Annotated in this window: 16 protein-coding genes and 1 riboswitch; of the genes, 7 read left to right on the forward strand and 9 right to left on the reverse strand. The window is 70.6% G+C overall.

The genetic code is table 11. From position 1 onward, the window contains the following. Positions 1-37 precede the first annotated feature (37 nt). The gene (locus ACQPZX_RS01295; RefSeq protein WP_433373153.1) at positions 38-943 is read right to left on the reverse strand and encodes a hypothetical protein; all 906 of its coding nucleotides are present in this window, start codon (positions 941-943) and stop codon (positions 38-40) included. A gap of 1,762 nt (positions 944-2,705) precedes the next feature. Beyond that, complete coding sequence (locus tag ACQPZX_RS01300; RefSeq protein WP_433373156.1) at positions 2,706-4,397, reverse strand: C40 family peptidase; 1,692 nt, start codon at positions 4,395-4,397, stop codon at positions 2,706-2,708. A gap of 195 nt (positions 4,398-4,592) precedes the next feature. Between ACQPZX_RS01300 and mqnE the strand changes: the two genes are divergently transcribed. The 6 genes from mqnE (at position 4,593) to ACQPZX_RS01330 (ending at position 10,252) form a co-directional block, all read left to right on the forward strand. After that, on the forward strand, positions 4,593-5,762 hold the full coding sequence (gene mqnE / locus ACQPZX_RS01305) for an aminofutalosine synthase MqnE (RefSeq protein WP_433373158.1): 1,170 nt from the start codon (positions 4,593-4,595) through the stop codon (positions 5,760-5,762). Positions 5,763-5,797: 35 nt separating this feature from the next. After that, a complete protein-coding gene (locus ACQPZX_RS01310) occupies positions 5,798-6,229 on the forward strand; it encodes a hypothetical protein (protein ID WP_433373161.1) in 432 nt (143 codons plus the stop codon). A gap of 10 nt (positions 6,230-6,239) precedes the next feature. Continuing rightward, on the forward strand, positions 6,240-6,668 hold the full coding sequence (locus ACQPZX_RS01315) for a DUF4229 domain-containing protein (RefSeq protein ID WP_433373162.1): 429 nt from the start codon (positions 6,240-6,242) through the stop codon (positions 6,666-6,668). 248 nt (positions 6,669-6,916) lie between these two features. Beyond that, positions 6,917-6,984: riboswitch (cobalamin riboswitch) on the forward strand. 120 nt (positions 6,985-7,104) lie between these two features. Continuing rightward, on the forward strand, positions 7,105-8,040 hold the full coding sequence (locus tag ACQPZX_RS01320) for an ABC transporter substrate-binding protein (protein WP_433373165.1): 936 nt from the start codon (positions 7,105-7,107) through the stop codon (positions 8,038-8,040). Then, positions 8,037-9,125 (forward strand): FecCD family ABC transporter permease, encoded by a 1,089-nt coding sequence (locus ACQPZX_RS01325; RefSeq protein WP_433373167.1) that lies wholly within the window; start codon positions 8,037-8,039, stop codon positions 9,123-9,125. The genes ACQPZX_RS01320 and ACQPZX_RS01325 overlap by 4 nt, the downstream gene beginning before the upstream one ends. Before the next feature lie 248 nt (positions 9,126-9,373). Then, complete coding sequence (locus ACQPZX_RS01330) at positions 9,374-10,252, forward strand: ATP-binding cassette domain-containing protein (RefSeq protein ID WP_433373170.1); 879 nt, start codon at positions 9,374-9,376, stop codon at positions 10,250-10,252. Positions 10,253-10,369: 117 nt separating this feature from the next. On the opposite strand, the gene ACQPZX_RS01335 is transcribed toward ACQPZX_RS01330, so the two are convergent. Next, the gene (locus tag ACQPZX_RS01335) at positions 10,370-11,143 is read right to left on the reverse strand and encodes an SDR family NAD(P)-dependent oxidoreductase (RefSeq protein WP_433373173.1); all 774 of its coding nucleotides are present in this window, start codon (positions 11,141-11,143) and stop codon (positions 10,370-10,372) included. An 87-nt stretch (positions 11,144-11,230) separates the two neighbouring features. On the opposite strand from ACQPZX_RS01335, the gene ACQPZX_RS01340 reads away from it, so the two are divergent. Beyond that, entirely contained in the window at positions 11,231-11,935 is a 705-nt protein-coding gene (locus ACQPZX_RS01340; RefSeq protein ID WP_433373176.1) for a TetR/AcrR family transcriptional regulator, read from the forward strand. On the opposite strand, the gene ACQPZX_RS01345 is transcribed toward ACQPZX_RS01340, so the two are convergent. From ACQPZX_RS01345 to ACQPZX_RS01370, 6 genes are all read right to left on the reverse strand, one after another. Beyond that, positions 11,928-12,746, reverse strand: coding sequence for a carbohydrate esterase (locus tag ACQPZX_RS01345; protein ID WP_433373179.1), 819 nt, complete (start codon positions 12,744-12,746; stop codon positions 11,928-11,930). The genes ACQPZX_RS01340 and ACQPZX_RS01345 overlap by 8 nt on opposite strands. Before the next feature lie 63 nt (positions 12,747-12,809). After that, on the reverse strand, positions 12,810-13,559 hold the full coding sequence (locus ACQPZX_RS01350; protein WP_433373182.1) for a VOC family protein: 750 nt from the start codon (positions 13,557-13,559) through the stop codon (positions 12,810-12,812). 50 nt (positions 13,560-13,609) lie between these two features. After that, on the reverse strand, positions 13,610-14,350 hold the full coding sequence (locus ACQPZX_RS01355) for an ABC transporter permease (protein ID WP_433373184.1): 741 nt from the start codon (positions 14,348-14,350) through the stop codon (positions 13,610-13,612). Beyond that, positions 14,332-15,222 carry an ABC transporter ATP-binding protein gene (locus ACQPZX_RS01360; RefSeq protein WP_433384913.1) on the reverse strand — a complete coding sequence of 297 codons (891 nt, stop codon included), beginning with the start codon at positions 15,220-15,222 and terminating at the stop codon, positions 14,332-14,334. The genes ACQPZX_RS01355 and ACQPZX_RS01360 overlap by 19 nt, the downstream gene beginning before the upstream one ends. Then, the gene (locus tag ACQPZX_RS01365) at positions 15,222-15,542 is read right to left on the reverse strand and encodes a winged helix-turn-helix domain-containing protein (protein WP_433373187.1); all 321 of its coding nucleotides are present in this window, start codon (positions 15,540-15,542) and stop codon (positions 15,222-15,224) included. Before ACQPZX_RS01365 ends, ACQPZX_RS01360 begins: the two co-directional genes overlap by 1 nt. Next, positions 15,539-16,156: a transporter gene (locus ACQPZX_RS01370; protein ID WP_433373190.1), complete on the reverse strand. Its 618-nt coding sequence runs from the start codon at positions 16,154-16,156 to the stop codon at positions 15,539-15,541. The genes ACQPZX_RS01365 and ACQPZX_RS01370 overlap by 4 nt, the downstream gene beginning before the upstream one ends. Positions 16,157-16,222: the final 66 nt, after the last annotated feature.

Consider the following 16,222-nt stretch of genomic DNA (forward strand, 5'->3'; position numbering starts at 1 on the left):
CGGCAGTGGGCAGGCTCACCCCTGGGCCCAGGCTGGGTCAGCCGAACATCCCCGAAATCATGTCGGTGAAGGCGCTCCCGGCGGTGAACAGGAATACCACACTCACCGTCACCAGCAAACCCAGCACCACGAGCATGGCGATGGCCACTTTGAAGTTGCTGCGACGGCGGTCGACGATCTCGTCACGCCAGCCCTGGGCCAGGATATGCCCGGTCAGCGAGCCGGAATTCTCCACCGGGTTGGTGGAGACGGGCATCGTGGTGTCGATCGACGGATAGCCACCAGTGCCATAGACGGTGCCGCCCGGACCGCGCTGCTGCGGAAGGGCGGTAGTGGCCGACGGATCGAACTCCGGCGGATAGGCCGGCGGCGGGCTGACCTGGGCGGTCGGGGCGTGAGTCGCACCGAAAGGCTGGGTGACCGAGCCCGGTCCACCGACCCCGAAAGGGTGCTGCGGCGCCTGAGGAGCCGCCGGGTGGGCAGGCGTCGAGGGCGGCATCGTGTACGCCGGAAGCCCGCTCCCACCCTGCGCGGCCGAGCTGCCCGGGTGCGCGGCCGGATTGCCCGACTGCGCGCCGGCCGGCTTGCCCGACTGCGCGCCGACGGGGTTGCCCGGTTGCGCGGCGGCCGGGTTGCTCAGATAGGCAGTCGGGTCGGCCTGGGCGGCCGGTTGCACGGCGGCCGGGTTGCTCAGGTAGGCAGTTGGGTCGGCCGGAGCAGCCGACTGCGTGGCGGCCGGGTTGCTCGGGCGGGCGGCCGCCGGCGTGATGCTCGGCGGTGGCGGGAAGACCGGCTGCGGAGGGCCGGGGATCGGGCTGGGCCCGGGCGGGTCGGGAACCGGACTCGGCGAGGGCGGCGGCACCGGGAAGGGGTCGGGCCCGGGCGGGACCGGCGAAGGCCCCGGGCCGGGCGGCACCGGGGACGGCCCGGGACCCGGCGGCACCGGGCTAGGGAACGGTCCGGGCTGCGGCGTCGGACCAGGCTGCGGTCCGGGCCCAGGCTGCGGTCCGGGCCCAGGCTGCGGTCCGGGCCCAGGCTGCGGTCCGGGCCCAGGCTGCGGTCCGGGCCCAGGCTGCGGTCCTGGCTGCGGGAACGGGCCCGGCTGCGGCGACGGGAACGGCGCCGGCGGCTCGAACGGCTTCGTCGGGTCGGGCCGGGTGGGCTCGGGCCTCGTCGGCGGACCCGGGACCGGCCGGGGCGGCTCGGGCTTCTCTGGCTCCGGCTCGGGCTTCTCGGGGCCAGGCTCGGGCTTGGGCTCCGAAGGCTCGGGCTCCGACGGCCGCGGGTCAGAGGGCCGCGGGTCTGCGGGCTTGGGGTCTGCGGGCTTGGGGTCCGCGGGCTTCGGGTCGGCGGGCTTGGGTTCCGAGGGCTCGGGGCCGGCCGGTTTCGGGTAGCTGAGCTGCGGCTTTTCCGGCTCGGTGATCCGGTCGGCGGCGGGCACGGTGGCCGAGCCGATGGACTTCGAGGAGACTACGGGCTTGTCGGTCGACGGTGACTCCGCAGGGCGGCCGCCATAGATTTTTGCCGCCCCGCTCGGCCAGGAGCCGGCTCGCACAGCGCCGGCGTCCGGGTTGATCGCGCCAGGAACGGCGGCTCGGGCCGCACCCGAACTGGGGTTGGCCGGAAGCGCCCGGGACGAGCCATCTATGCGCTCCGGCATGAGGCCTTCGCCGGCCGGGCTGACCGGACGAGCGGACCCGGTGACGCGTCCGGGGCCGGAGACGGGCGCCGCGGCGCTCACCGAGGCCGCACCGGAAACAGAAGCCGCGCCGGACACAGAAGCCGCGCCGGACACGGGAGCCGCGCCGGACACGGGCACCGCGCCGGACACGGGAGCCGCGCCGGACACGGGAGCCGCGCCAGACACGGGCACCGCGCCGGACACGGGAGCCGCACCAGACACGGGAGCCGCGCCAGACACGGGAGCCGCGCCAGGAACTCGAGCTGCGCCGGAAACCGGGGCCGTGCTCGGGGCCGGTGCTTTGGCCGAACCGGTGATGCGGCCAGGGCCCGAGACGGGGGCGGAGGCGCTGAACGAGGCGGAAACGCGACCGGGACCCGAGACAGGCACCGAAGCGCTGACCGAGCCCGGCGCGGCGGGCCTTGCGACCGTGGCGCGACCGCTCGCCGTGCCGCTCACGGGAGCGACAGCGGGCTTGGCGTCCGGCTCACTGGGGCCTTCGTCGGATTTGTCCGGCGAGGGGCCGTCTTCTGCAAGCTTGTCATCCGAGGGCGTCTGGTCCACAGGCTTGGCGGCCGCGAGCTTGTCGTCTGCGGGCTGCTGACCCGCGAGCTTGCCGTCGACCGCCTTGCCGTCGACCGCCTTGCCGTCGACCGGCTTGCCGTCGACCGGCTTGCCGTCGACCGGCTTGGCGTCCGCGGGCTTGTCCGCGGCCGGTGGGGCCGGTGGGGACGAGGTGGGTGAGGACCAGAGCGCGCCCGGGGCAGGCGGCGGCGGAGGAGTGTATGCCTCCTGGTCGTCACCGGTAGCCGGCCTGGTGCCGTTGCTGTCCGGTGTCGCCTGCCGCTCGTCCATGAAACCTCCCGACCGCGCATGCCGACGGTCCGGGACGTCGGGCGCTGCCTTTACCGTGCCATATCCGTGCGCGTCAGCACACCCGGCACCAACCCGGCCACTCGCGCGGCCGGATCCTTACCACCGGAAAGGCGATCTTTACCGCCCCGGCGGACGATAGCGGGAGCGATCAACCCGCCGAGGCCGACGCGGATGCTTCTTCCGTCGCGTTTGCCGAGCTGCTGCTCGACGTCGCGGCGGAGGACGACGAATTGCTGCTCGACGAGTCGCCGGACGGCGGGTTTGTGCCGCTTGACGAGCTGTCGCCGCTCGGAGTCGTCGGGTTCTCGGCCGTGGGCTGGGTCGCCGGGGTCTCCGTCGTCGGGTTGGTCGTCGGGGTTTCGGTGGTCGGGTTGGTCGTCGGCTTGTCGGTGGTCGGGCTGGTCGTCGGCTGCGACGTCGTCGGGTCGGTGGTCGGCTTCGTCGTGCTCGGCGAGGTCGTCGGCGTCGTGGTCGGCGTCGTCGGCTGCGTGCCGGGCTTGGTCGTGGTCGACGACGGGCTCGGGGTGGCGCTGTTCGTCGGGCTGGTCGTCGCCGGCGACGTGTTGTCGGGCGTCGTGGTGCCGGTGTCCGTGTCGGGGTCGGGCTGGCCGAGGGCCGGGCCCTCGGTGATGCCCGGCACCGAGCCGAACACGCGGGTGGCCTGGAAGAGCCGCGTCCAGCGGACGGGAACGAGCCGCACGTTGAGGCCGGTGCGCGGGGCCTCGACCATCAGGCCGTTGCCGGCGTACATCGCGACGTGGTGGATGCCGCGCCAGCTGTTGGAGTAGCTGAAGAAGAGCAGATCGCCGGGGAGCAGCGAGTAGCGGTCGACCACCTTCTCGTGGGTCTGCCAGTACTGGTCGCGGGAGACCCGCTGGAGCTGGAAGCCGACCGACTGGTACGCCGCCCACATCAGGCCGGAGCAGTCGAACGTGTTCGGGCCTTCCGTCGACCAGACGTACGGGTCGCCGCGCTGCGCCAAGGCGTACTCAAGCGCCTTGATCGCCTTGGGATCGGCGCCGCGGCCGGCGTTGGCACCGGCGAGGTACTGCGCGCCGAGCTGGGTGTCGGTCGCGGTCTCGGTGGCCTCGGCCGCGCTCAGCTCGTCGGCGTGCGCGAGCTCGAGTGTCTGCTGCGCCGTCTGCTTGCGGCCGAGCTGGGTGTTGAGCGAGTTGTACTTGGTGACCAGCTGCTCGTACCGCTGCTTGGCCAGCGAGTCCTCGTCGAGGGCGAGCTGGACCGAGGTCTCGGCGGTCTCCAGCTGCCGGGCGGCGGCCTGCTCGGTGCCGGTGTCGCCGCGCTGCAGGCGGGCCAGGTCGTCGAGGCCGGCGAGCCCGGAGTCGAACGCGCCGGGCGGCAGCGCCGCGGCCTCCATCACCGACTTGGCGGCGGCGGACGCGGCGGCGGACCGCGCGTCCTGCATCAGCACGACGGCCTCGTCGTACCTCTTCAGGGCCGTCTCTTGCTGGGTCTTGGCGAGATCGCGGTCCTGGCCGACCTGGATGAGCTGGTCGCCCATCGTGGCGATGTCGGCCCGGCCCTTCTCGATCTGCTGGAGGACGGGGCTGGTCGCGGCGCCGACGATCGGGGTGACCGCCGGCGTCGTGGAGGCGGCGGGCTGGCCGGGCATCACGAGGGTGCCGAGCGCCATCGGCCGGGAGCCGACGTCGGGCACGGCGATCGGGGCGCCCGGGACGGTCGGCACATTTGGAGCGGCGAGGGCGGGGAGGGGATTGAACAGCGCCGCGATCGCCGCGGTCGCGGCAGCCGAGTAAACCGCGGGGCGCCACCAAGGGCGCGCCGTGCGGTTTCGTCGATCTGCCTGTCGTGCTGTCGCCATGTGCTCCCCGTCCGTGCCGGTGTCCCCCTAATTGCTTACCGCATGCCTCACAGGCCTGTCGATTGATCGAAGGTGAAAGAAGGCTGGGAATCAAGAGAACGACAGCGTGACCTGGGGCCCCTCCGAGATGGGGTCCAAGTTTCTTGTCGGAGGGGAGCCGTAGTCTCAACGACCAGATGAGGGAAGGGGCTACAGATGGACGCCGGACTCAAGCGTGAGCTGGAAGACAAGGTGTACGCCGGTGAGCGGCTCACCCGCGAGGACGGCATCGCGCTGTACGAGTCCGACGACCTCGCCTGGCTGGGCAGGCTGGCTCACCACAAGCGCACCGAGATGAACGGTGAGCGAGTGATGTTCAACGTCAACCGTCACCTCAATCTCACCAACGTTTGCAGTGCAAGCTGCGCCTATTGTTCCTTTCAGCGCAAACCCGGCGAAAAGGACGCGTACACGATGCGCGTCGACGAGGCGGTGCGCAAGGCCAAGGAGATGGAGGGCGAGGGGCTCACCGAGCTGCACATCGTCAACGGCCTCCACCCGACCCTTCCGTGGCGTTATTACTCGACGGTGCTGCGCGAGCTGAAGGCGGCGCTGCCCGACGTGAAGCTCAAGTGCTTCACCGCGACCGAGATCCAGTGGTTCGAGAAGATCAGCGGCCGGCCGGCGAGCGAGATCCTCGACGAGCTGATGGACGCCGGTCTCGAGTCGCTGACCGGCGGCGGCGCCGAGATCTTCGACTGGGAGGTCCGGCAGCACATCGTCGACCACGACTGCCACTGGGAGGACTGGTCGCGCATCCACCGCCTCGCCCACGGGAAGGGGATGAAGACGCCGGCCACCATGCTCTACGGCCACATCGAGGAGCGCCGGCACCGCGTCGACCACGTCCTCCGGCTGCGCGAGCTGCAGGATGAGACCGGTGGCTTCGCCGTCTTCATTCCGCTGCGCTACCAGCACGACTTCGTCGACTCCCAAGACGGCAAGATCAGAAACAGGATCCAATCGCGTACGACGATGGCAGCGCCGGCCGAGTCGCTGAAGACGTTCGCGGTCTCCCGGTTGCTGTTCGACAACGTGCCGCATCTGAAGAACTTCTGGGTCATGCACGGCCTGTCGGTCGCCCAGCTCTCGCTGAACTTCGGGGTCGACGATCTCGACGGCTCGGTCGTCGAATACAAGATCACTCACGACGCCGACTCGTATGGCACGCCGCACACCATGCACCGCGACGACCTGCTGCACCTCATCTGGGACGCGGGCTTCCGCCCGGTCGAGCGCAACACCCGGTACGAGGTCGTTCACGAGTACGACGAGGCCCCGCGGCTGGCCGATCGACGCAGTGAGCCGCAGCAGGTCTGGGCGTAAGGGGACACTTCGGTACGGCGTACCCTCGGGGTGTCATGACCGAGACCAAGAGTGAGCGGCGCCCGCGCCGCGACCCCAGCGGACGCCTGGCCACCATCGGCGATCTGCTCGGCACCGCGCTGGCCGGGCTCGTGATCGGCGCCGTCCTGCTGCTGGCCTTCGAGGCGGTGCTCGCGCTGACCCGGACGGCCGAGTTCGGCCACACGAGCGGCTGGCTTGCGCTGATCCTCCCGCTGTGGCTCTTCACCGAGGAGTTCCGCGCCGCCCGCGATCATGGCGCCTACCGCGTCGTGGTGGCCGTGCTGGGCGCCGGCTTCGGCGTGGCGGCCGGGCTGATCCTCGTGGGCCTGGTCGCCCCCGTCTTCCCGGCGCTGGTCAGCGGCCTGGTCGGCGCCGGCACGTTCACGATCGTCTATTGCCTGATCTGGTTCTACGGCCTCCGGTGGCTGAGCCACCGCGCGGGTTAGGGAGAGAAGAATGAGTCCCGCCGTCAAGTACACCCTCGGCCGCCTGGGCCTGTTTGTGCTGCTCTTCGCGCTGCTCCTGCCGCTCCCGCTGAACATTCTGATCAAAGCGATGGTCGCGCTCCTGCTGTCGGCCGTCCTCTCCTTCTTTCTGCTGGCCGACTGGCGCAACAAGATGGGCGAGCAGCTGGCCGACGCGGCGTCGCGCCGCACCGCCGAAAAGCAGCGCCTCCGCGCGGCCCTGGCCGGCGACGAGGACGCCGCCGCCGAGGGCGACCGCGCCACCGAGTTCGACCAGGTCGCCCTCGAGAGCGACACGCCCGCCACCGCCGACAAGGCCGCGCCCGCCATCGAGAACGCCGAGAGGGCCGAGAAGGCCGAGAGGGCCAAACTCGCTGCGGCCGACCGGGCCGAGTCCCAGGCCTCCAAGAAGACGGTCTGACCGCGGCAGTCCCGGGTAAGGCGGCCGACCGCCAGCCGTCCCGGAAAGGCGCCCGACCGCCAGCCGTCCCGGAAAGGCGCCCGACCGCCAGCCGTCCCGGGAAGGTGGCGTGACAACCCGCCATCCCAGGAGGGTGGCCTGACCGCCGCCCGCCCGAGGGCGAAATGGTGCGTTTCCTCGCAGAAGCGCACCACGGCGAATCCGCCCGCTGGGGTGGGATAGCGTGCGGGGGACCGCGTCGCAGCGAAGCCGGTGGGAAACCGGCGCTGTCCCGCAACTGTGATGCCTCATCCGACCCCGGTGAGGTCTAGCCAGGTCGCCTGCGCGCCGGTCGCGAAGTAGCGCTCTCGGGGAGGGGCGCCTCGCGGGCGGGCCCCGGGTTGACCGCGTCCTGTCGGCGAAGCACCACCGCATGCCCGGCCGACAGGAGGATTCGATGAAACGCGTGTTCATTGCCGTGGCGACGGCGGCCACGCTGCTGTTCGCAGGCGGCTGCGGCGGGGGCAACGACGAAAAAAGCGACACCGGTGCGCCCTCGGCCACCGCCAGCGCTGTCGCGTATCCGGTCACCGTCGGCGACCTCACGCTCGACGCGCAGCCCAAGCGGATCGTCTCGCTCACGCCGACCGCCACCGAGATGCTCTTCGCGATCGGGGCGGGGCCGCAGGTCGTGGCCGTCGACGACCAGTCGAACTATCCCGACAACGCGCCCAAGACCGACCTTTCGGGGTTCAAGCCGAACGCCGAGGCGATCGCCGCCAAGAATCCCGATCTCGTGGTGCTCTCCAACGACACCGACAAGATCGTGGACCAGCTCGGCAAACTCAAGATCCCGGTTTTCCTCACGCCGGCGGCGACCAGCATGGATGACACGTACTCGGAAATCTCGGAACTTGGCACGCTCACCGGGCACCTGGCCGAGTCGGAGGCGCTGCGCCAGCAGATGACCACCCAGATCGACAAGATCGTCAAGGGTGTGCCGGCCCGCACCAAGCCGCTCAGCTACTACTACGAGCTCGACCCGACGTTCTACTCGGTCACGTCCAAGACGTTCATCGGGTCGATCTTCTCCCTGTTCGGCATGACCAATGTGGCCGATGCCGCCGACCCGGACGGCGCCAAAGGCGGGTATCCGCAGCTCAGCCAGGAAGCACTGATCAAGGCGAACCCCGACACGATCTTCCTGGCCGACAGCAGGTGCTGCCAGCAGTCGGCGCAGACCGTGTCGGCCCGTTCCGGCTGGCAGACGGTCACCGCGGTCAAGGCGAAACAGATCTACGCGCTCGACGACGACATCGCGTCGCGCTGGGGACCCCGTACGGTCGATCTTGTCCAGTCCGTCGCCGACGCGGTGGCCAAGGTTCCCGCGTGATTTCCGGCCTGCGCGAAGCGCGGCCGAGCGAGCGAGTGGTGCGGCCCGCCGGCCTGAAGCCGGCGTGGCTGGCCGGCGGCATACTCGCGGTGCTGGTCGCGCTGATCGCAGGCCTCGCCTTCGGCTCGGTCGCGTTGCCTCCGGCGGGCGTGGCGGTCGAGCTTCTCAATCAAATTCCCGGCGTACGGCTGCACAGCGGTCTCTCGGAGCGCGAGGTGGCGATCCTGCTCGAGCTGCGCCTGCCGCGCGTCGTGCTGGGACTGCTGGTCGGCGGCATGCTGGCCCTGGCCGGCGCCGCCTACCAGGGCGTCTTCCGTAACCCGCTGGCCGACCCGCACCTGCTCGGCGTCGCTGCCGGCGCCGGCCTGGGCGTCACGGCGGTGATCGCCTTCCGCTCGACCACCGGCGACGCCACGGTCGACCTGCCGTTCGGCGTGCCGGTGGCGGCGTTCGTGGGCGCGCTGATCGCGGTGGCGCTGACCTGGCTCCTCGGCGCGGCCGGCGGCCGCGACCGCTCACCGGCCACCCTGATCCTGGCGGGGGTCGCGGTTTCGAGCTTTCTGGCGGCCGCTCAGACGTACGTGATGCAGCAACACGTCGACACGCTGCGCGAGGTCTACTCCTGGCTGCTGGGCCGCCTGGCCACCGCCGGCTGGCACGACGTGCTGCTGGTCCTGCCGTATGCCGCGGTGACCGGCGCGATCGTCCTCTCCCAGCGCCGCGAGCTGGACGTGCTCACGGTCGGCGACGAGGAGGCAACCGGCCTGGGCCTGCATCCCCAGCGCAGCCGCTACCTGCTGATCATCGCGGCCTCGCTGGGCACGGCCGCGGCGGTCTCGGTGTCCGGGCTGATCGGGTTCGTGGGCATCATCGTCCCGCACACGATGAGGCTGCTGGCGGGGCCGAGTTACCGCTCGATCCTGCCGCTGTCGGTGCTGTTCGGGGGCGCCTTTCTGGCGTTGGCCGACCTGCTGGCGCGCACGGCGGGCGGCCAGGCCGAGATCCCGATCGGGGTGGTGACGGCTTTCTTCGGGGCGCCGTTCTTCATCGTCGTGCTGCGAACGACCCGGACGGCCGCGCCGTGACCCGAAACGCGGACCACGACGCCGCCGGCCCGACCCACGCCGCCGGTCTGTCGCGGGCGGACCGTGCTGCTGTCGGTCCGACTCACGCCGAGCGTGACGCCGCCGGTCCGTCGCGGGCGGACCGTGATGCTGGCGGTCCGACTCACGCCGAGCGTGACGCCGCCGGCCTCTTGCACGCGGACCTCGATGCCGCTGCCGTCGCCCGCGCCCATCACGCGGTCACGCCGAACCCGGGCGACATTTCGGAAATGTCGCCCGGCAAGGCTGGGGAGCCCGGCAAGGCTGGGGAGCCCGGCAACGCTGGGGAGCCCGGCAACGCGGGGGAGCGCGGCGAGGCGGGGGAGCAAGGTGGGCGGGAGCGGGCCATCGTGGTCGCGGGGCTGCGGGTTCGGCTTGAGAAGGCGCTTATCGTCGACGGCGTTGACCTCGATGTCGCGGCTGGGGAGTGGGTGACCGTGATCGGGCCCAACGGCGCGGGGAAGTCGACGGCGCTGCGGGCTATCGGGGGACTATTGCCGTTTGAAGGCGTTGTCGAGCTGAACGGCGTGGCTGTCGACAAGTTGCATCGGCGGGAACGGGCCAAGACGATCGCCACCGTCGCGCAGTCGCCCGTTGTGCCGCCCGCTATGCGGGTATTCGATTACGTGTTGCTCGGGCGTACTCCCTATGTGCCTCCTCTCGGGCGTGAGTCGGCCGCCGACCTGGCCACCGTGGATGAGGTGCTCGGAGAGCTCGATCTCGAGCGGTTCGCGGGGCGGCGGCTCGACACGTTGAGCGGCGGCGAGCGGCAGCGGGTGTTCCTGGCGCGGGCGCTGGCTCAGGGGGCGCGGATCCTGCTGCTCGACGAGCCGACCAGCGCGCTCGACATCGGACATCAGCAAGAGGTGCTCGAGCTCGTCGACCGGCTGCGAGGGGAGCGGGGGCTCACCGTGCTGGCGACCATGCACGACCTCACGACCGCGGGGGAGTATGCGGACCGGATGGTCCTGCTCGCGGCCGGGAGGGTCGTGGCGGCGGGTACGCCCCCGGATGTGCTGACCGAGGAGAATCTGGCCGAGCACTACCGGGTGCGGGTCCGGGTGATCGAAGGTGATCACGGCCCGTTGGTGGTCCCGGTCCGGGGCTGAGCGGCGCCGACCGGTCCCGGTCCATGGGGCGGTCCACGCCGGCTGCGGCTGAGCGGGGCGCCGGCCGAGGCTCGGGTCGAGAGCTCGGCCGACTCCCGCTGTGCGGCGAGCGGGGCGTCAGCCCAGGCGCTTGGGGCCCAGATAGCTGCCGCCGGACGCGTCGATCACGTTTGCGGTCAGCCAGCGGCTGTTGTCGGCGGCCAGGAAGGCGACCACGTCGGCGATGTCCGAAGGCCGGCCCACGCGCTCCAGCGCCTGGGACGCCGCGACCGCCTCCTGCACCTGCGGGAGGTCCATGAAGGCGGCCGTGCGGTCGGTGCGGGTCGGGCCGGGGTTGACGGTGTTGATGGTGATGCCGCGGGCGCCCAGCTCGTTGGCGGCGTTGCGGGTCAGGGTCTCGATGGCCGCCTTGGTCATCGCGTAGGCGAGCTCGCCGGGCAGCGCGATCCTGGTCACGGCGGAGCCGATGTTGATGACCCGGCCGCCCGAGCCCATCAGCGGCAGCGCGCCGAGGGTCAGGAAGTAGGGCGCTCGGACGTTGACCGCGAAGAGCTCGTCGAAGCCGGAACGATCCTCGTACGGCGGGCCGCCCAGGGCCGCGTTGTTGACCAGGACGTCGAGGTGGGCGCGGCCGGTGTGCTCGCGCAGCCCGGACTCCAGCGCCGCGATCACCGTGTCGGTGTCGCCCTCGCCGCCGAGCCTTGCCTTGATGGGAAAAGCGCGGCCGCCGGCCGCCTCGATTTCGGCCAGCGTCCCCTTGGCCGCGGCGTCGTCGCTCCCGTAGTGCACGGCGACCAGCGCCCCCTCGGCGGCCAGCCGGCGGCAGGTCGCCCGGCCGATGCCGCGCGACCCGCCGGTCACCAGGGCGGTCTTTCCGTTGAGCGTGCTCATGTCTCCTCCAACTGTTTATCTCGTAAGCAGTTCTGTTTATGTTATACACAGTTCCGGGCCGAGGAGTCAACGGGAAAGGCTGAAGGCATGGATCTGCTGTGGGGAAGCCCCGCGCCGCGCAGTCGTGGGCCGCGGCCGGTGCTCAGCGTCGAGCAGATCGCGAGCGCCGCCGTCGAGATCGCCGACGCCGAGGGGCTGGCGGCGGTCACCATGAAGCGGGTCGCCGACCGGTTCGGCTTCACCGCGATGTCGCTGTACCGGTATGTGCCGGGCCGATCCGAGCTGGTCAGCCTGATGATCGACGCCGCACTGGGCCAGGCGCCGCCGATCAGCGAGGCCCCGAGCGCGGGCAGGCGCGACGGCGCGGGCGACGAAGGCGAGGGATGGCAGCCGGCGCTGATCGGCTGGGCGACGGATCTCTACGCCGTCTTCCACCGCCACCCCTGGCTTGCCACGGCCACGATGGAGGCGCGCCCGATCGGCCCCAAAGAACTGAGCTGGCTCGAGGCCGCGGTGGGCGTGCTGGCCACCACGAGGCTGACCGGCCCCGAGCGGGTCGACGCCGCGTTGGTGATCATCGGGCACATCCGCAGCCAAGTGCAGGCCGAGGCCGGCATCGCCGCCGGTGAGGGGGCGCGCCTCGCCGGCGAGCTCCGCGGGATGCTGCGGGAGCACGCCGGCGACTTCCCGGCTCTTGCCGAGGCGGCGGGTGAGGGCGCCTTCGGGCCGAACGACAACGACGGATTCGCGTTCGGCCTGCGGTGCATCGTCGGGGGACTGGACGCTACTTGAGGTACGAGGCGAGCGGGATGTTCTGGCTGCGAAGGGCGCCGGCCACGAGACCGGCGATCTGCTGCGCCCCGTACGCCTCGAAATGGGTGTGGTCGTTGCAGAAGAACGCGCCGAGCGCGCCGGTCGTGTAGTTGCCGTTGTTCGGGCAGAACCGCAGGCTGTTGTAGAGGTTCACGCTCAGTGTCTGCAGGTCGATCACCGGCGATCCGGTCGCCGAGCCGGCCGCCGTCGTCTGCGTGACGAAGCCCCGGTTCTTGACCGCGGCGCTGCCCGAGCACGTGATCGCGGCAACCGCGGTGAGCAGGACCGGATGCGCGCCGCGGGCCAGGGCGGCCTGCGCCATCATCGTCATCAGCTGCTGGTAGCGGGCGGTGCCGACGTGGCGCGGACAGTTCGGGTCGCCGTCGTTGATGCCGAACTGGATGAACAGGTAGTCACCGGACTTCATCCCGGTGAGCATCTCCTGCCAGCGCGTCGAGTACGTGGTGGAGCTGAGCACGCACTCACCGCTCGTGTTCTTGGTGCCGGTGACGTTGCCCTCGTAGAGCCAGGTCTGAATGCTCCGCCCGCCCACGGCCCGGTTGTTGACCGTGACCCCGGTCTGGAAGAGCGCCCCGAACTTGTTGCCCCACCCGACCGGGCAGGCCGCGCTCGGGTTGGCCATCGTCGAGTCTCCGGCCAGCCAGACGGTGGGCCCGGCCGCAAGAGAAATGGGTGCGACCGAGGCGCACGCGGGCGAGGCGGATGTGGCCGCCACCCCCACCACCTGCAGAGGCACCAGCAACGCAACGGCGGCAAGCCAACGAAACATGACCATCTCCCATCAAGCAGAGGCCGCGGGGAGACAGCGCATAGACAGCGATCTATGGAGAGGCTAGCGGTTGGAGGCCAATACCGCGAACATGCCGCCCTGCGGATCGCTGAGCACCGCATACCGCCCGATCTGCAGGCTCATCGGCGGAAACAGCACCCGCCCACCCAGCGCGATCGCGTGCTCGGCCGACCGATCGCAGTCGTGCACCGCGAAATAGACCATCCAATGTGGGGACATGTCGGCCGGCCAGTCCTCGGCCGTCATCGGCTGGATGCCGCAGATCGGGGTCTCGTCGAGCTTCGCCACCAGGTACGGCATCTCGCCGATCGAACTGTGCCGGAACTGCCAGCCGAACACCGCGCCGTAAAAGGCGTGCGCCCCCTCGAGATCGCGGGTGTTCAGCTCATTCCAGGTGAGCGTGCCGGGCACGTCGAACAACGCGGCGCCGCTCATCGTGCCGGCCTGCCAGACGCTGAACGGGGCGCCGCCCGGATCCAGGAACGCCGCCATGCGGCCCTGGTCGTGCACGTCGAAAGGGGCGACCAGAACCTTGCCGCCGTTCGCCGCGACGCGGGCCGCCACCGCGTCGGCGTCGGCGGTCGCGATGTAGGTGCTCCAGGCGGTCGGCTGCCCCGCGTCGTAGAGCGGCCCGGCACCCGCCACGGGCCGCCCATTGAGGAGAAACGTCGTGTACGCCCCGTCGTCCTCGAAGCCCCAGCCGAACAGCGCCGAATAGAAGCGCCGCGCACCTTCGAGATCGGCCGTTCCCAGATCCACCCAGGTAGGAAAGCCGGGCGTCGATACGGTCATGAGCGCATCGTCGCATCGACTTCCTTTGGTTGGGATTAAGTGTCGATGTTCTAGCTGAATCGACGACCCTCGTCCCGTCGATAGGCCCACAGGGCCACCCCGCCGAGCACGACAATCCACGCGATCAAGGACAATACCGAGCCGATCTGAAGCGGATAGTCGCCGACCGCCGCCCACATCAGCCGCACCGATGCGCCGGTCGGCAGATAGGGCGCGAGGTCCTCGACGAAACCGGGCGCGCCGCCGGGCGCCGTCATCAGGCCGCCCCCGAAGGCCAGCGGGAAGAACAGGACCTGCGCGACCACGACCGCGGCCTTCGGCGGCACCGAGTACCCGATCGCCAGCCCCATCAAAATGAAGGGAACGGAAATAATAAATGTCGCGAAAAACGCGGTCAAAAAGGACAGGGTCGACAGGGAGGCGGCGGTGAACAGCCAGGCGATCAGCACGACCGGCAATAGCGAGAAGACCATCAGCCCGAAGCCCGACAGCAACCGCCCGGCAAAACGCGGAACGGGGCCGGTGGGAAGGGTCCGAACATATGGCTCCCAGGGCTGGACCCGATCCTCGGACACTCCCACCCCGTACTGGAAAAGGTTTGTGCTCATCACCGCGAACGTAACCATCGAGGCCGTCGCATAGGTCGCATAAACCGGATCCGAACCGACGAACGGAACCACAAAGGCCAGCATCGAAGCCGCCGGCCAGAAAGCGCTGCCGATAATCGCGATCGGCGTGCGTGCGGTCTCGATGAGTTGGGCGCGGGCGTGCGTCAGGACGAGAGCAGACATGAGTCCTCCGGCGTGTCGGTCAGGGTCAGGAACGCCTCTTCCAGCGACGTCGGCCGCACTTCGAGGTCGGTGAAGGGCACGCCGGCCGCGACGATGTCGCGAACCAGGCGATCCGAGTCGGGCGTGAGCAGGTGCCAGCGGTCACCCTCGCGGTCGGTCGCGCTCAGACCGGGCAAGGACGGCACGGGTACGGCTGACGTCAGACTCACCCGGCGCACCGCGACGAGCCCGCGCACCGCCGCGACCGAGTCGTCGGCGAGGACCCGGCCGTTCCCGATCACCACCACCCGCTGGGCCAGCGCCTCGATCTCCTCCAGGTAGTGGCTGGTCAGCACGACCGTGCCACCACCCGCGTGGAACTCCCGGATGCCGTCCCAGAGCGAACGCCGCGCCTCGACGTCGAGCCCGGTGGTCGGCTCGTCGAGGAACACGATCTCCGGCCGGCCCGCGAAGGCGAGGGCCACCGCGACCCGCCGCTTCTCGCCGCCGGACAGGCCACCCGTCTGACGGCGTACGAGATCACCCAACCCGAAGCGGGAGAGAACCTCGTCGCGGGGCATCGGGTCGGCGTAGTGCGCCCGTACGAAATCAACGACCTCGCCGACGCGAAGCGAGGCGGGCAGACCGGTCTCCTGTGGAGTGACCCCCAGGCGACGCCGGCTTGCCGGCCGGCGCGGATCGCCGCCGAGCAGCTCGACCCGCCCGGAACTGGGCGATCGGACGCCGGTGAGCAGGCTCAGCAACGTGCTCTTGCCGGCGCCGTTGGGCCCGAGCAGGCCGACGAGCTCGCCGGGCGCGATATCGAGGGACACGCGGTCGAGCGCCAGGGTGTCGCCGTAGCGACGGCTGACCTCGACGGCACGGGCGAGCATCACGGCTGTTCCTCCAGAGACGTGGGATTCAGCAGGGCGCGGAGTGCCTCCTGGTACTCCTCGAAGGCGAGCCGCCCGCGGCGGGTGAGCCGCACGAACGTGGCGGGCGTGCGGCCCTGGTGGGTCTTGGTGACCTCGACGTATCCCGCGTCCTCGAGCTTGCGCAGGTGGACCGAGAGGTTGCCGGCGGTCATCCGCAGCGAGTCCTGCAGCCGGGGGAAGGTGACCTTGTCGTCCTCGCGCAGGACCGAGAGGGCGGAGACCACCCGCAGCCGGGCCTGGGCGTGGATGACCGGGTCGAGCTCGGCGCCGTCGCTCATCGCCTCGACCGCCAGAGCAGGCCGGCGGCGAGCATGCCGCCACCGCCGGCCACCGCGACGATCAGCGAGTGCCAGCCGGGACCGGCGACGATGCCGATCATGTTGATCACGCTGGTCCAGGCGCCGAGGAAGAAGAGCTGGCGATCGTTCCAGATCGCGGCGCCGGCCATGTGCAGCGCGCCGGTGAGGGCGACCATGCCGCCCGCCCAGAGCAGGCCCAGCCGGTCGTCGGGCAGGACGCCGCCGCCGTACTGCGCGAAGAGGATCGAGAAGCCGGTGTAGGCGATCGACCAGGCGAAACCGTACATCTTGCCCTGGCGTGACGTCGGGCCGGCGGTCTGCCGGCTGGCGCGCGCCCCGGCCACGCCGGTGGTGATGCCGGCCGCGATGAGCAGGAGCAGCAGCACGGTCAGCGGCAGCCACCCGGGCAGGTCGACGAAGACCCGGCCGTCCGGGCCGAAGCGCAGGAACAGCAGGCCGAAGCCGATCAGCCAGGCGAAACCCCAGGGCCAGTACATCAGGCGGGGGTCGGGGGTGAGATCTCGTACGAGATTGGCGCGCTCGCGCTCGATCAGCGCCAGCGGGTCGGCCGGAGGGGCTTCGTCGTCTTCCATGCAGAGAACTTTACAGCACAAAGTCAAAGAGGTTTGTGTCATAAAGTTGGCTAGGCTTCGAGGTGT

The sequence above is a fragment of the Actinoplanes sp. CA-142083 genome (genome assembly GCF_050942195.1).
Taxonomy (GTDB): Bacteria; Actinomycetota; Actinomycetes; order Mycobacteriales; family Micromonosporaceae; genus Actinoplanes.

Excerpts from the sequence above, each read along its gene's own strand:
- ACQPZX_RS01365 (WP_433373187.1), bottom strand. The coding sequence starts at position 15,542 with ATGAGCGACGGCGCCGAGCTCGACCCGGTCATCCACGCCCAGGCCCGG.
- ACQPZX_RS01300 (WP_433373156.1), bottom strand. The coding sequence starts at position 4,397 with ATGGCGACAGCACGACAGGCAGATCGACGAAACCGCACGGCGCGCCCT.
- ACQPZX_RS01360 (WP_433384913.1), bottom strand. The coding sequence starts at position 15,222 with ATGCTCGCCCGTGCCGTCGAGGTCAGCCGTCGCTACGGCGACACCCTG.
- ACQPZX_RS01335 (WP_433373173.1), bottom strand. The coding sequence starts at position 11,143 with ATGAGCACGCTCAACGGAAAGACCGCCCTGGTGACCGGCGGGTCGCGC.
- ACQPZX_RS01340 (WP_433373176.1), top strand. The coding sequence starts at position 11,231 with ATGGATCTGCTGTGGGGAAGCCCCGCGCCGCGCAGTCGTGGGCCGCGG.
- ACQPZX_RS01330 (WP_433373170.1), top strand. The coding sequence starts at position 9,374 with ATGTCGCCCGGCAAGGCTGGGGAGCCCGGCAAGGCTGGGGAGCCCGGC.
- ACQPZX_RS01355 (WP_433373184.1), bottom strand. The coding sequence starts at position 14,350 with ATGTCTGCTCTCGTCCTGACGCACGCCCGCGCCCAACTCATCGAGACC.
- ACQPZX_RS01345 (WP_433373179.1), bottom strand. The coding sequence starts at position 12,746 with ATGTTTCGTTGGCTTGCCGCCGTTGCGTTGCTGGTGCCTCTGCAGGTG.
- ACQPZX_RS01370 (WP_433373190.1), bottom strand. The coding sequence starts at position 16,156 with ATGGAAGACGACGAAGCCCCTCCGGCCGACCCGCTGGCGCTGATCGAG.
- ACQPZX_RS01310 (WP_433373161.1), top strand. The coding sequence starts at position 5,798 with ATGACCGAGACCAAGAGTGAGCGGCGCCCGCGCCGCGACCCCAGCGGA.
- mqnE (WP_433373158.1), top strand. The coding sequence starts at position 4,593 with ATGGACGCCGGACTCAAGCGTGAGCTGGAAGACAAGGTGTACGCCGGT.
- ACQPZX_RS01315 (WP_433373162.1), top strand. The coding sequence starts at position 6,240 with ATGAGTCCCGCCGTCAAGTACACCCTCGGCCGCCTGGGCCTGTTTGTG.
- ACQPZX_RS01320 (WP_433373165.1), top strand. The coding sequence starts at position 7,105 with ATGAAACGCGTGTTCATTGCCGTGGCGACGGCGGCCACGCTGCTGTTC.
- ACQPZX_RS01350 (WP_433373182.1), bottom strand. The coding sequence starts at position 13,559 with ATGACCGTATCGACGCCCGGCTTTCCTACCTGGGTGGATCTGGGAACG.